Source organism: Halalkalibacter kiskunsagensis, assembly GCF_037027555.1.
Classification (GTDB): Bacteria; Bacillota; Bacilli; order Bacillales; family Bacillaceae_D; genus Halalkalibacter; species Halalkalibacter kiskunsagensis.
The window spans coordinates 85,856-101,091 of the sequence record NZ_JAXBLX010000007.1 but is presented as its reverse complement, the minus strand read 5'-3'; the positions used below and the strand labels follow the sequence as shown (position 1 = coordinate 101,091).

Genomic DNA, 15,236 nt, shown 5'->3' with positions numbered 1-15,236 from the left:
CTACCCCCTGCTCTTAGTCATATACTTCATTAGTGTTTCTTGTGTAGCTACTGACCTTTCTACTTCACCTGTAATTTCGCCCTCATTCATCACGTATATTCGATCACACATTCCAATAATTTCTGGTAACTCTGATGAAATAACTAATATTCCTTTTCCTTGATTTGCTAATTGATTCATAATTGTATAAATCTCAAACTTCGCTCCTACATCTATTCCTCTTGTAGGTTCATCTAATATGAGAAGGTCGGGCTCTGAAAACATCCATTTGCTCAACACTACTTTTTGCTGATTTCCACCGCTTAGGTTCCCAACGGTTTGCATAACACTTGGTGTTTTTATATTCATTTTTTTTCGATATTCTTCAGCAACAACAAATTCTTCACTTTCATTTACTACACGCTGCTTTGCAATTTTCTCAAGGCTTGCAAGTGTTATATTCTGCTTAATATCATCCATCAAAATTAACCCATATTCTTTTCGGTCCTCACTAACATAAGCAATTCCTTCATCAATTGCCTTGGTTACATTAGTTAGATCTAGTGGCTTTCCATGTTTTAAAATCTCACCAGTTGTTTTCTTCCCATATGATTTGCCGAATATACTCATCGCCAATTCTGTTCTACCTGCCCCCATCAATCCAGCGATTCCGACAATTTCACCTTGACGAATGTGAAGATTAACCTTTTTAACAATTTGCCGTTCACTCTGTAGAGGGTGGTAGGTACTCCAATTTTTAACCTCAAAAAAAGTCTTTCCGATTTTAAGCTCACGATCTGGATAACGGTTTGTCAAGCTACGGCCAACCATTCCTTTAATAATTCTATCTTCGGTTATATCAGCTGTATCTAAAGTTTCAATCGATTGACCATCACGAATAATCGTTACAGAGTTTGCAACTTTTTTAATTTCATTTAATTTATGAGAAATAATAATAGCTGACATCCCCTGGCTTCTTAACTCCATTAATAGTTGTAATAAATTTTCACTATCATTTTCATTAAGTGCTGCAGTCGGTTCATCTAAGATTAGTAGTTTCACATTTTTAGATAACGCTTTTGCAATTTCAACTAATTGTTGTTTCCCAACACCAATATCTTTAATTAATGTACTCGGCGATTCACTTAATCCAACTTTTTCTAATAGATCTCGTGCATTTCTTGTCGTATCATTCCAATTTATGACACCTTTAGCAGCTTGTTCATTTCCTAAAAAAATATTTTCCGCAATTGATAGTTCCGGAATCAAAGCTAATTCTTGATGAATAATGACAATTCCTAAATTTTCACTTTGCTTAATACCTTTAAACTCACAAACTTGGTCCTTAAATAGGATATCCCCATCATAAGTGCCGTGTGGATAAACGCCACTTAACACTTTCATTAAAGTTGATTTCCCAGCACCATTTTCACCACAAATCGCATGAATTTCTCCTTCAATTACCTTTAAATTAACCGTATCTAGCGCCTTTACCCCAGGAAATTCTTTTGTGATGTTTTTCATCTCTAATATTGTTCTCGGTACTGACATTTCACCACACCCCCCTGTAATAAAAGATTTAGTGATGCGTATGACCACTAAATCTTTTTACTCTTAGTTATTGAACTTCTTCTGCAGTGTAATATCCACCGCCGATAATAATGTCTTCGTAATTGTCACGATCAACTTTAACTGGCTCTAGTAAATAAGAACGAACAATTGTCTTTCCATTGTCGTACGTTTCGGTATCATTCACTTCTGCTTCTTCGCCTTTTAATACAGCATCAGCCATCTCCACTGCTTTTTTTGCTAATTCCCTTGTATCTTTAAAGACAGTCATTGTTTGTTCTCCAGCTGCAATTGACTTAACTGAAGCTAGTTCAGCGTCTTGACCAGTTACAACTGGTAATTCCGAATATCCAATGTTCTTAAGTGCTGAAATGATTCCAATACTAATTCCATCATAAGGAGACAATACTGCATCTACTTCTTCGTCTGTGTAGTAGGTGCTTAGAAGATTATCCATTCTAGATTGTGCTAGAGCAGCGTCCCAACGTAATGTTGACACTTTGTCCATTCCAAATTGTTCACTTTTCACAATTAGCTTACCTTCATCAATGTATGGTTGAAGAACTGACATGGCACCGTCGTAGAAAAAGTAAGCATTGTTATCGTCAGGTGACCCACCAAACAATTCAATATTAAATGAACCTTGTTCATTTTCTAGATCTAATGCTTCGATAATGTATGACCCTTGGAGTACACCAACTTGAAAGTTATCAAAAGTTGCATAATAGGATACATGCTCTGACCCTTTAATAAGACGGTCATAAGAAATAACAGGAATACCTGCTGCACTTGCACTTTCAAGAACGTTTGTTAATGCTTCACCATCAATTGAAGCGATTACAAGAACATCTACTCCTTGTGTAATCATGTTCTCAATTTGAGAGATTTGGTTTTCCACTACATCTTCAGCATATTGTAAAACTGTTTTGTAACCTAAATCTTCAAATTGTTTAACCATGTTATCGCCATCATGTACCCATCTTTCAGACGACTTAGTTGGCATTGCAATCCCAACAAAGCCAGCTTCCCCACTCCCACCATCTGATGATTCACTTCCTCCTGTTGGTTCACTTCCTCCACACGCTGTCACCATAAATGCAACAACAATTGCCATTACTATTAACGATACCTTTTTCAAAAATAACTCCCCCTTTTATTTGTTGAATCCGCTTACAATACGATCTTAATTCATTACAATCACGAATAACATCACGAACTGCAGGAAAAAAATACGGCTTTCTGTATAAATTTATTTTACGTACCCCTCTAAGAAAGCATTTACTATGCATCTAGTATTTTTTTGTTTAAATAGCATTATTTTAGTATTCCGTTTTTTCTATATCTTTCCTAATTGAAAAAAGCATTCAGAAAATCCCCCTAACAACACAACAAGTTAAGGAGATCTTAATTTCCTACTTCAGCATAAACTTGCTTTATTTAACTTGCTCTTCTGTGTAATATCCACTTTCAATAATGACTTCATTGTAGTTACTACTATCGACTGGTATAGGTTCAAGTAAGTAGGCAGGAACAATTTTCAAACCGTTATCGTATGTTTCATTATCATTTACTTCTGCTTCTTCTCCCTCAATAACAGCCGACACCATTTCAACAACTTTTTTTGCAAGTTCTCTTGTATCTTTAAATACTGTCATAGACTGGTCTCCAGCAATGATGGCTTTTAACGATTGTAACTCGGCATCTTGACCTGTAATAACAGGTAAGTCAGAGTAACCAATGTTTTTTAGTGCAGAAATGATCCCGATGGCTAATCCATCATTTGGAGATAATACCGCATCCACTTCTTCATCTGTATAATAAGTGCTTAACAGATTATCCATTCTCGATTGTGAATTAGCCGCACTCCAGTTCATCGTTGCGACTTTGTCCATTCCCATTTGTCCGCTTTTCACCACTAGCTTTCCTTCATCAATGTACGGTTGTATAACTGACATTGCTCCATCATAGAAAAAGTAAGCATTGTTATCATCAGGAGAACCACCAAACAATTCAATAGTAAACGGCCCTGCTTGATTGTCTAAATCTAATGCTTCAACAAGATATGTTCCTTGTTGAACGCCTACTTTAAAGTTATCGAATGTAGCATAATAGGTGACGTATTCAGACCCTCTGATCAGACGGTCATACGCAATAACAGGAATGTCTGAATCTGCAGCCATTTGTAAGACATTTGTCAACGCTTCTCCGTCAATTGCCGCAATGACAAGAACATCTACTCCTTGTGTAATCATGTTTTCAATTTGGGAGACTTGTGTTTCAACGACATCTTCTGCATATTGTAAGACTACTTTGTAATCTAAGTCTTCAAGTTCCTTTACCATATTGTCTCCATCATGTACCCATCTTTCTAATGATTTTGTTGGCATAGATACGCCAACAAAGCCAGCTTCCCCACTTCCATTTCCACTTTGCCCTCCGGTAGATTCACTGCCTCCACAAGCTGTCATTACCGCCGCAACCAGTAAGGTAATAAATAGGACTCCTAGTTTCTTCATTTAATCTCCCCCTCATTTATAGTTTTATTGAATACGCTTTCAATTTTATATTAATTGCATTTGCTAAAAATAAACATTGGAAATTATAGCACATTCATACGTCTTTCTTACTATTATTAGTTACTATAAAACTAGTTCGATAAGTGAAATGCATATGTAGCATTTTTTTAGCCATCTAGCATATTTTTTCGTTGCAAAGGAAAAACGCTCTCTCGTATTAGAGAGAACGTTTTGTTTCAACATTATACTAAAGTATGACGATAATCACTTGGAGAAACCCCGGTATATTTTTTAAACACACGACTGAAATAATTAGGGTCTTTATATCCAACTTCAAAACAAACTTCCTTTACGCTTCTTCCCTTTGTACGCATTAACTCTTTTGCTTGATCGACCCTTATTTTCGTCAAATAGTCTATAAAAGAACTACCAGAGCGTTCCTTAAATATCTTACTGAAGTACTGTGGACTCAATTCAACTACATCTGCTACTTCTTCAAGTGTAAGAGCTTTTTCATAGTGTTTAGAAATATACTCCTTTGCGATTAAAAGGATATCTTTATTTTGAGAGTAATACATAGATTGAATATGACTTGCAATTTTCGTTAATTCTTCTTGAAGTACTGATGGAGAGTTTGTTTCTCTTGCGGGTTGATTAACGATTATAGGTATACCGCTATCAACTACCTGCCTACTTAATAAAACGTACAATTCCGAAATTCTCCCCTCAACAGTTTCCTTGCTCATCTCACAATAACGAATAAGAACATCCATATATTTTCTAAATTGAAGTGGAACTTCTTCGACCACTCCAGTAGTAACAGCTTCTAGCAACTTTTTTTCTAAACCGTAGGGATAACCAACATTATCACCTTCCCCCGCTTCTCTCACATGATGATTATAATACTGACATAAATACGGATATTTTAAGGAAGACAGGGAAAATAGTGCTTCGTGATATGATTGTATAAACTTCTCCATTTCATCATAGGTTCTGCCAATTCCAACTGACAAATCATAATCAGGATAATAATTACGTGATTTTATTATAATTTTTTTCCCGCATGTCATCGCACGATCTCTTATTTGATTACGTTTACTTACGTCTTTATCCTCTAATTGAACTAGTACAGGGAGTCGTCCCATCACTTCTTCCCCAATAAAATTCTCATGAAAAAAATGACTTAGTTCAGATTGTAAGAATAAGATATATTCATTTGTCTCTTTATATGTTGTTTTTTGATTTCTTTTCTTAAACTCAAACACCATGACAAAACTTTCTTTTTGAAAGGTCTCTTCCCATTCAAATTCAACAACATTCCGTGCATTAGAAGAGTCTAGTAGCATGGATGTGATGACTCTTGATTGTACAATTGACAGAGCACGCCGATAATTATCTTTTAAAATAATTTCTTCTGTCCTTTTCTCTCTCTCAATCTCGATTTCAGCTAATAATTTTTTTAACGGTGATATGATTTCTTCTTTCGTACTTGGCTTCAAAATGTAATCTTTCACCCCAATTTTCATAACTTGTCTTGCATATTCAAATGTATCAAACGCTGTAACCATAATGATTTGTACTGCACGGTTCATTTTCTTTATTTCTTTGGCGGCTTCGACACCATCAATACCTGGCATTTTTATATCCATGAAGACAACATCTGGTCGAAACTCTTCTGATTTCAAGATTGCCGTTCTACCATTTTCAGCTTCTTCAATCACAATAGTTGAAAAAGCATCATTAATTATTTTACGGAGGCCCCTTCTCTCTATTGCCTCATCATCTACAATAAGTACTTTATACATAAGCAACCTCCTCTTCTATTATCTTAGGTAATTTCAATTCAATCGTAGTACCTCGACCAACCTCTGAATCAATGGTAATGACCTCTTTTGAATGATAAAATAATTCAAGCCTTCTTAGCACATTCTTCACTCCTAGTCCTGTCGAGTGACCACTCGGTTTCGAAGGTCGATTAGATGATTTATCTATTAACGCCTGACTGATTTGTTTCTCCATTCCAATCCCGTTGTCGCGAATTTTAAGAATAATAAATTCCCCTTCACTATATCCTTCAATTTCAATCATGCCCTTTTGTTCATATGGTTCGATCCCATGTATAAAAGCGTTTTCAACCAACGGCTGAAGGGTAAGAATAGGAATTTGTAAACTCAGACATTCTTTTGAAATATTTACATTAAAGTTTACTCGGTCTTCAAATCGTGTTTTTTGAATATAGAAGTATTCTTGAACAACACTAATTTCTTCTGACAACGAAACAGGTTTCTCCATAACTCCTAAGTTATAACGAAGCAACTTTGAGATAGAGTTAATTAACCGATAAACTTGATCTGACCCCTCAATAAGCGCACATTTTGAAATAGTGTTCAGAGTATTAAATAAGAAGTGGGGATTGATTTGATTTTGTAAACTTCTTAGTTCCATTTCCTTTAGCAGTTTATCCTGTTCTGATTTATTTTTTATTTCTTTAACAAAATACATCAAGTCGGTTCTCATCTGATTAAAGGTTTTTGATAAGAAACCAATCTCATCATTTGATTCAGGAAGCTTTTGTCCATCTAACTTTCCAACAGCCACTTCACGGGCAGATTTTGTTAATTGATGAATAGGCTTTGTTATACTATTACTAAACAAATAAGCGATGAACACCCCAGTAAAAAACGTAGCAAAAAACATGAAAAGTAATGTTATCTGCATATTTTCGTTCCTCTTCGTTATCGCCCCATAATAGGTATGAAACATTGCTAAGTCATGATTAAGAAGAGATAATGTTTGATCCTGTATAAACCCTACCAGCATAAACGCTTCTTTTTGTTTAGCAGAATATACTTCTAAGTCATCCTCTATAAAAGCAGCAACTGCCAGATCACTTTCCTCAATTAAACTATCAATCATATTTTGGTAATTTCTAGTACTAATATAATTGTTATCATTTTGAAACTTATCCTTTACGACTTCCTTGGCATCTAATAACTCTTGACGACTTTTCTCATACTGCTTTTGATCACTTGTTTGTTGTTTATTTAAAAATGAATCCATCGCTTCGTAAGTTTTCGTTGATTTTTGCGAAACATCATTCAATAAAAAGAATCGTTCTTGAATATGATCATATTGCTGTACCGTTTGTTTATAGTTGTAATAAATAAATAAGGACAAACTACTTAAGATGAAAAATAAAACAATAAAAAAAATCATCAATTTGGTTCTTATTGGCAACATTAAACTTTTTTTAAAATTCATCTTCTACATCTTCTTTCCTTATAATGGTCGTTGGAGTATGATACTCTCTCTTAACTTCTATTCCTTGTAAAGAATCGAATAATAAATGCACTCCAGTCCTTCCCATTTCATATGGTTCTTGCTTCAGAGTAGCATGGATATGATCATTCTTAAATAGTTCTATTGTTTCCTCTAACATATCAAATGCATAGACTCTTATAGCAGTAGAGGGATTTGTTTTCTTAATACCTTCAGCAATTCCTAAGCTATCAAGAGCACTCGTTCCGAAAAAAATGGAAATATCAGAATCATTTTTTATCATTTGATACGTTTTTTCAGCTCCTTGAATTTTACTAAGATTAGAACTTTCAATTGCTACCACTTGTAGTCTTTCTTCTTGTTCAATAGCATCAAGGAACCCTTGAACTCTTTCTTTTAAATTATTAGCGATTAAACTTCCCGTTAATATGCCTATCTTTGTTTTTCCTATTGTTTCATTTAATACAGTTGCTCCAATATCATAACCAGCCTGATAGTTATTCGTCCCAACATAAGGAATAAGTTCATTATTTTTCAGATCCGAATCAACCATTATTAATGGAATTTCCTTTTCTTTTGCCTTTTCAATAACAGGCAAAAACTCATTTGACAAACCTTGAGTTAAAATCCCATCTACTTTTGCAGCGATTGCCATTTCAATTAACTTTATATGATCATTAATATTCGTCTGTTTTGTCCCCATGTATTCAATTGTTACGCCTTTTTTATTCGCTGCATCTTGCGCCCCTTTATAAAGCTCCTGTAAATATGGATTTTCTAATTCTTGAACGATTAATACAAAGTGGTAATCAGAATTCCTAACATTTTCACTTGCTTGTATTGACACATCAAAATCAACTGTCTTCATAAAAAAATGATAAGTGAAAATAAGCGAAATACCAATAACTACAGCAAAAAAAACATGAATATAATAATTATCTTTCATTATCCACCACTTCTTTCTACTTGCATCTCTCATTATCTGTATGCGTTTTCATATTATACTACAGAAAAAGTTTTTAGAATATTATGTTATCAACTTTTTTTCATTCGGTTCTATTTGAGTATATAATTTATAACCTGCAAAAAGGTCTGCCCTAAATATTCTTGGGCAGACCTACAACTCTTACCTATTAACGTTTAACAGAAGGACGTTCCTTCGCTTTATCAGATTCTCTTGCATTTTCATTTGCAGCTTCTCGATCTTGTTGCATCTCTTCAATCGTCTTCGTTTTTAGTCTTGCTGCCCCTTTATAATTTCGTGTAGGGATCAGATTTCCAGATGCCTGACGAGCGTTAGCTGCAAGAATCGCATCCTTGTATTGTGGTAACCACTCTGCCTGAGCGACAAGCATTTCATCAACCATTTGCCAAATTTCAGGTGGATTACACACAGCCCCAACGAGTGGATCCATCATAAAGGCTTGGCGAAGGAGTGTGTCATTCCCATGAATTGCTGCTTCCACAGCTAATCTTTGAACAGAAATACTCACATTACATACAGCTGCACAACCAAGCGGGAGATCCCCAACATGAGGAGTACTGATCCCATTTCGATCAACATAGCCTGGTGCTTCAATAATGGCATCTCCTGGAAGATTTGTTATCACACCATTGTTAACGACATTAAAATGACCTCGATACACACGTCCTGTTTCAAGCCCTTCAATGATATAGGAGCCATGCTCTTCTCCACGGTTTTCTTCAGAGTACATTAAAGCCGGCTCCTTCAGCCAGTTTGGAAAATCAGTTTCAAACCAGTTTCTTCCTTCTGTACAAACCCGTAAATACCCACCTGTTTCACCATTAATCCATGTACCAAGATCAATCCATTCTTTTATTTCTTCAGGTCTTTTTCGGTACCAAGGTACATATTCACTTAGATGTCCATTTGATTCAGTACTGTAATATCCGAACCGGCGAAGCATATCAATACGAACCTTCTCAGTTTTACTAAACTCTGGGTGATTCTCAAATGCTTCTAATACTTTTTTAGTCAGATCATCGCCTTTATGCTTGATTTGGATATACCATGTTTGATGATTAATACCAGCACAAACGATATCAACTTCTTCTTTTTTTAACCCAAATGCTTTTGCAATTTGTTTGTGACCACCTTGTACACCATGACATAAGCCAATTGTTTTGACTCCACCATATTTATTACAAGCCCAAGTTAGCATAGCCATTGGGTTGGCATAGTTTAGTTGCAAACAATCCTTTTCGGCTACTTCGCGAATATCTTTGCAAATATTCAACATTTCTGCAATCCCACGTTGCCCATACATAATTCCACCGGCGCTCAGAGTGTCTCCTACACATTGATCGACTCCGTATTTTAATGGGATTTCGACATCATGTGTAAAGGCTTCTAGCCCTCCAATCCGAACAACAGTGAAAATGTATCGGGCACCTTCTAGAGCCTTACGACGATTTGTTGATGATTGAATCGTAATATTTAGACCATTTTCGTTAATATCACGTTGGCATAACGCTGTAACCATCTCTAAGTTTTTTTCATTAATATCTGTAAATGCTACCTCGATATTGCTAAACTCTTTAACTGCTAATAAATCTCGTAAAAGCCCTCTCGTAAAACCAATACTTCCTGCACCAATAAAAGTAACTTTAAAAGCCATTGTTATTCCCCCCTAGAAGCGTTTCATAAATCATAACACTCCTGCTATATTAAGCGCTTTCAATAAAATGACTTATCGTTACCACTGATGTTTAAGATCCTAACCTATTATTCATCCAACACGATACTATCTTACTCTCTTCGACTTCTAAATTCCAATGGAGTCATCTGTGTATACTTTTTAAATAGTGTACTGAAATACTGTGCACTATTCATCCCAATATAACTGGAAACATCCGTAATAGGCATGTCTGTCTGCACTAAAAGAGCTTTAGCTTTACTGATCCGGTGAATCGCTACATATTCCATAATTGAACAACCCATTTGCGCCTTGAAAAGTCTTTGTAAATAACTTGGATGTAGATGTACATTAGCTGCAACATCCCCCACTTGAATATCACAATCGTAATGGTGATGAATATATTCAATCGCCTTTTTGATCGAGATATTCATTTGCTTGTTCGTACCCTCTGCTTCAAGAACCATTGTTCCAATCCGAATGAGCAATTCAGAGATAAGTAAGTTTATTAAAAGTTTATTATCTTTTTTTGAATTGTCTAGTTCTAACACTAGGCTTTTCAATGTCTGATACACTTCACTTGGATCATGAATCAAAATATACTTTTTCTTTAAATGAAGTAAACAAGTTAAAGATTTGTTTTCTAATGCTAATTCTTTTATAGAGGGAAATACTCCTACTTTTTTAACAAATGAAAATTCAATATTTAGCATTCTGCATTGTTTGTCCACTATTAACCTATGGAAAACATTAGAATCAATGATAATAAATTGCCCTTTTTTCATCACTACAATCCCCTCTTCAAATTCAACAATACATTCACCCGAGATCACATACATAATCTCAACTGCAGGGTGTGAATGAAAGTCCATCTGATATTGATTCCATTGCTTAAAATAGTAGAAAACGACTGAAGGATGGTAATGATATTTCAGCAAATCTTCGTTATATAAACTACTATTCACCAGTAGCCACTTCCCCTGTTAATTAGTATATTAAATATAATCTTATTCCTTGGTACATTTCTATTCAATCATTTTTTTACATTAAAAGGGTACCTCCCAAGTTTTCACCCTTGAGAAATACCCTCATTTATTATTTCACGACTTTCTTAGCAAGCGGAAGATCTAGTCTAATTAAATCTTCATATCGCTCACGCTTAATCACTTCAAATGCTTCTCCGTCTTCAACAAACACAACAGCCGGACGTGGGATACGGTTGTAATTATTTGCCATAGCATAGCCATAGGCCCCCGTACAGAAAACAGCTAAGATGTCTTCATGATTTGCTTTTGGTAAAGGTAGGTCCCAAATTAACATATCACCACTTTCACAGCACTTCCCAGCGATAGAAAAAGTTTCAGTTGCTTCATCATTCGCACGATTAGCTAAAACACCCTCATACTCAGCTTGGTATAGCGCTGGACGTAAATTATCACTCATTCCACCATCAACGGATAAGTAATCACGAACATTAGGAATATGCTTGTGTGATCCGATCGAATAAAGGGTTGTTCCAGCATCACCAACAAGCGAACGACCTGGCTCAATCCAAATCTCTGGCATCTCAAGATTTAAGTCTGCTGCCTTTGCCTTTACCACTTCGATCATTTTTATAACGTAGTCCCCAACTGGAAGAGGTGTATCTCCTTCAATATAACGAATTCCAAATCCACCACCGAGATTTAAGACAGTTGGAGTAAAATGAAATCTCTCTTTCCATTCCATAATAAGTTCAAACATTTTCTCAACTGCCATCACAAAACCAGTTGTTTCAAAGATTTGAGATCCGATATGGCTATGAACGCCTAATAGCTTCAAGAATGCATCATTATGTGCCAACTGAACCGCTTCATGCACTTGTCCACTAATAAGGTCAAATCCAAACTTTGAATCTTCTTGTCCAGTCGAGATATACTCATGCGTATGCGCTTCGACTCCAGGTGTAATTCGAAGGAGAATATCCATTGTATGCTCGCGCTCTTTACAAATTCGACTTAGTTCACTCAGTTCGTAAAAATTATCCACAACAATACAGCCAATTCCAGCTTCAACTGCCATTTCAAGTTCTGCTAAACTTTTGTTATTTCCGTGAAAGTGAACGCGTTCCATAGGGAATCCTGCTTCGATTGCTGTATAAAGCTCTCCACCAGAAACAACATCTAAGCTTAATCCAAGTTCATCAGCTAGTTGAAACATAGCCATACAGCTAAACGCTTTACTAGCATAGGCTACTTGAAACGGTACGTTCTCACTTTTAAACGCTTCTTGAAACTGTATAGCTCGTTCACGAATCAATGCTACATCATAAACAAATAAAGGTGTTCCATATTTGTTAGCTAGGTCCACTGTATTCACGCCACCAATTTCTAAGTGGCCTTGCTTATTTATTTGACTTGTTCCATGTGTATACATCTATTGTCTCTCCTTTTCTCCAATTTAAGAAGCAAGAACCCCCAACGACTTGTTCGCACACTTAAAAAAGTAGCTAATGCTACTACACTAGCTACTGCGAAACTAAGAAGTAATCTTTTCACCCCAATGATACCTCTATAGTCATCGTTCAAATGGTCTTTTCACCTACAGAGATAATTCCATTTGCTTCTAATATTTATTTATAGTAGTAATCAGAAAGTAGAAAACCACTTTTTGATTTACCGATAAAATGCATAAAATAATGTGTTAACTTTATCATATTTGCTACATTTGTTCAAGACGTGTCATTGCGTTAGATCAGTGATTTTAAAGGCTATAAATCCAACTGGATCCATCTCATTACCAAGAGAGGGACTTTAAGGTAAAAGCAACCTTTAAGTCCCTCTCTAGCATTACTCTGACTTTTGTTTAATCGGATCCTGTGGGTGTACAATACTTGGTCGAAAGCGTAAAGATGGAACGGACGATCGAACAAGAATATGCCAAACAGCCGGTGGATCAAATGGTAGAAATGGCCATAAATAAGGCTTTCCAAATGTTTTTATAGCCGCAAGCAATAAAATAAACAATGTCATGCCTATTATAAAACCAGGTGCCTTAAAAGCTGCAACCGCTACAATGAGGAGTACTCTTACAACGCGTAATGCTATTCCTAACTCATAACTTGGTGTCGCAAACATCCCAATAGCACCTATCGCTACATACAGAATAACTTCAGGTGTAAAATAACCAACTTGTATGGCAATTTCGCCAATTAAGAGAGCAGCAACTAAACCGAGTGCTGTTGCTAGTGGCGAAGGTGTATGAATTGCTGCCATTCGGAGCAATTCAATCCCTAGTTCCGCAAAAAGAATTTGCAAGAAAACGGGAATATTCGTTGTTTCATTAGGACCAATAAAGTCTAATGCTGGTGGAAGTAAGTTAGGATTCATCGTGAGCAACAACCAAAATGGCAAAACAAGTAAAGAAAATAGAATTCCAATAAAACGTGTCCAACGTAGCACTGTTCCAATAAATGGCGCCTGACGATATTCTTCCGCATGCTGTACATGGTGGAAAAATGTTGTTGGTGTAATGATTACACTTGGAGACGTATCAACCATAATTAATACATGTCCTTCAAGTAAATGAGTTGCTGCTACATCTGGACGTTCCGTATATCTAACGAGTGGAAAAGGATTCATCCCTTGTTTGACTATATACTCTTCGACAATTTTATCTGCCATTGTTATACCATCAATATTTATGGCCTCGAGTTCCTTTTTTAATATCTCAATCATTTTAGGATCTGCTATCCCATCAATATAGGATATACAAATATCTGTTTCTGATCGAGCCCCTACACGCATGATCTCATTTCGCATTCTATCATCGCGAATCCGTCTTCGGGTAAGAGCGGTATTAATAATAATATTTTCGGTGTAACCATCACGCGACCCACGAACGACTCTTTCAGTATCAGGTTCTTCCGGGCCACGTGTAGGATAACTTCTTACATCAATAACAATGGCTTGCTCTTCACCCTCAACAAGAATGAAAACGAGACCTGAGAGCATTTGCGTTGTCGCATCTTCTAACGTATTGACAAATTCCACTTGTACATGTGGTAAATGATTAATAATCGCTTGTTTGACATTAGTTGACTCTGTCTTACGGCCACGCGCATCAAGTACCATTAATTCCCTAAGTATTTCAATAATGTATTGTATATCACATAATCCGTTGACAAAATACATTTGAATATGCTTTTCAAGAACCGTTAATGTTCTGACCCCAACATCAAATGACGTACCAAATCCAAGCCTCTTTTTTAGTTCTGCTTCATTTTCAACTATATTTCGTGATATCGGCGTCTGTTCGTTTTTAGGTACTTGACTCATGATATCCGCTCCGTTCCAAAATTATTTCAACTGCTTTCCGTGTGATCGGGGCACCTTTTTTTATCGAATCAAACCCCGCCATTTTCCCAATATCTCCAACACCAATTACGATAGGGATCTGTAATTCATCCAATATATAAACAGTATCTCCATTTATTCTTCCTATTTCTAAATCTGGTATTCCTTCTTTATCAACTCCATATTCCGTCAAATGCCCATAGCGATCAATGCTAACGTCGACATGTGTCCACTCACTTGAATGGGTAGCTGACGCAACAGCAATCGCGCCTAATACCTCAATTTTTGGGTGTGTTGCAACATACTGCATTGCTTTTTCTCCTGTTCCATTTTCACGGTAGCCACAGTCATCAAACATAACGAGAACTGGATCGTATGGAGTATCCAAAATAAGAGAGACGATCTCTTCACCGCTTATCGGTGTTGGGTTACCCCAAGAGTAACTAATACACCTTCCACCTATCTCTTTCGCAGCTAGCTCAACTGCTTTTTTTGCTGATTCATCTCCATCAGTAACAAGGATTACGTTTCGTCTCTCCAATTTGATCACCCCTTCGGTTTAAAAAAAATGGCCACTAGAAAACTAAATAGAATGGTTGAAGATATTCCGACTGATGTGACTTCAAACACCCCCATACCAATTCCAAAAAATCCATATCGATCTCCTTCAGACATTGCACCATGAACTAGAGCGTGACCAAAGCTTGTAATTGGTACTGTTGCCCCTGCACCAGCAAAATCAATTAGTCGATCATACAAATGAAAACCATCTAGCAATGCTCCTCCAACAACAAGTGTGCTTAATGTATGCGTTGGTGACAATTTGCCAATATCCATTAGCATTTGACCGATAAAGCAAATTAATCCTCCTACAATAAAGGCTGCCACATATTCAAACATGC

The 15,236-nt window shown here is 36.2% G+C and carries 12 protein-coding genes; all 12 read right to left on the bottom strand.

Annotated elements, in window-relative coordinates; all coding sequences use genetic code 11:
• Positions 1-1,530, bottom strand: coding sequence for a multiple monosaccharide ABC transporter ATP-binding protein (gene mmsA, locus SLH51_RS05915; RefSeq protein ID WP_335959877.1), 1,530 nt, complete (start codon positions 1,528-1,530; stop codon positions 1-3).
• Positions 1,531-1,597: 67 nt separating this feature from the next.
• Positions 1,598-2,686 (bottom strand): multiple monosaccharide ABC transporter substrate-binding protein, encoded by a 1,089-nt coding sequence (gene chvE, locus SLH51_RS05910; protein WP_335959875.1) that lies wholly within the window; start codon positions 2,684-2,686, stop codon positions 1,598-1,600.
• Between the two features lie 295 nt (positions 2,687-2,981).
• Entirely contained in the window at positions 2,982-4,064 is a 1,083-nt protein-coding gene (gene chvE / locus SLH51_RS05905) for a multiple monosaccharide ABC transporter substrate-binding protein (protein WP_335959873.1), read from the bottom strand.
• Positions 4,065-4,306: 242 nt separating this feature from the next.
• Positions 4,307-5,869, bottom strand: coding sequence for a response regulator (locus SLH51_RS05900; RefSeq protein WP_335959871.1), 1,563 nt, complete (start codon positions 5,867-5,869; stop codon positions 4,307-4,309).
• Positions 5,862-7,325, bottom strand: coding sequence for a sensor histidine kinase (locus SLH51_RS05895; RefSeq protein WP_335959870.1), 1,464 nt, complete (start codon positions 7,323-7,325; stop codon positions 5,862-5,864). Before SLH51_RS05895 ends, SLH51_RS05900 begins: the two co-directional genes overlap by 8 nt.
• The gene (locus tag SLH51_RS05890) at positions 7,315-8,289 is read right to left on the bottom strand and encodes a sugar-binding protein (protein ID WP_335959869.1); all 975 of its coding nucleotides are present in this window, start codon (positions 8,287-8,289) and stop codon (positions 7,315-7,317) included. The genes SLH51_RS05895 and SLH51_RS05890 overlap by 11 nt, the downstream gene beginning before the upstream one ends.
• 187 nt (positions 8,290-8,476) lie before the next feature.
• On the bottom strand, positions 8,477-9,982 hold the full coding sequence (gene melA, locus SLH51_RS05885) for an alpha-glucosidase/alpha-galactosidase (protein ID WP_335959868.1): 1,506 nt from the start codon (positions 9,980-9,982) through the stop codon (positions 8,477-8,479).
• A gap of 131 nt (positions 9,983-10,113) precedes the next feature.
• Positions 10,114-10,965: an AraC family transcriptional regulator gene (locus tag SLH51_RS05880; protein WP_335959867.1), complete on the bottom strand. Its 852-nt coding sequence runs from the start codon at positions 10,963-10,965 to the stop codon at positions 10,114-10,116.
• Positions 10,966-11,095: 130 nt separating this feature from the next.
• Positions 11,096-12,415 (bottom strand): diaminopimelate decarboxylase, encoded by a 1,320-nt coding sequence (gene lysA / locus SLH51_RS05875; RefSeq protein ID WP_335959865.1) that lies wholly within the window; start codon positions 12,413-12,415, stop codon positions 11,096-11,098.
• Between the two features lie 413 nt (positions 12,416-12,828).
• Entirely contained in the window at positions 12,829-14,316 is a 1,488-nt protein-coding gene (locus tag SLH51_RS05870; RefSeq protein WP_335959863.1) for a spore germination protein, read from the bottom strand.
• Entirely contained in the window at positions 14,300-14,875 is a 576-nt protein-coding gene (gene spoVAEA / locus SLH51_RS05865; RefSeq protein ID WP_335959861.1) for a stage V sporulation protein SpoVABEA, read from the bottom strand. The genes SLH51_RS05870 and spoVAEA overlap by 17 nt, the downstream gene beginning before the upstream one ends.
• A gap of 5 nt (positions 14,876-14,880) precedes the next feature.
• Positions 14,881-15,234, bottom strand: a complete 354-nt coding sequence (gene spoVAE / locus SLH51_RS05860) for a stage V sporulation protein AE (RefSeq protein ID WP_335959859.1) — start codon at positions 15,232-15,234, stop codon at positions 14,881-14,883.
• Positions 15,235-15,236 lie beyond the last annotated feature (2 nt).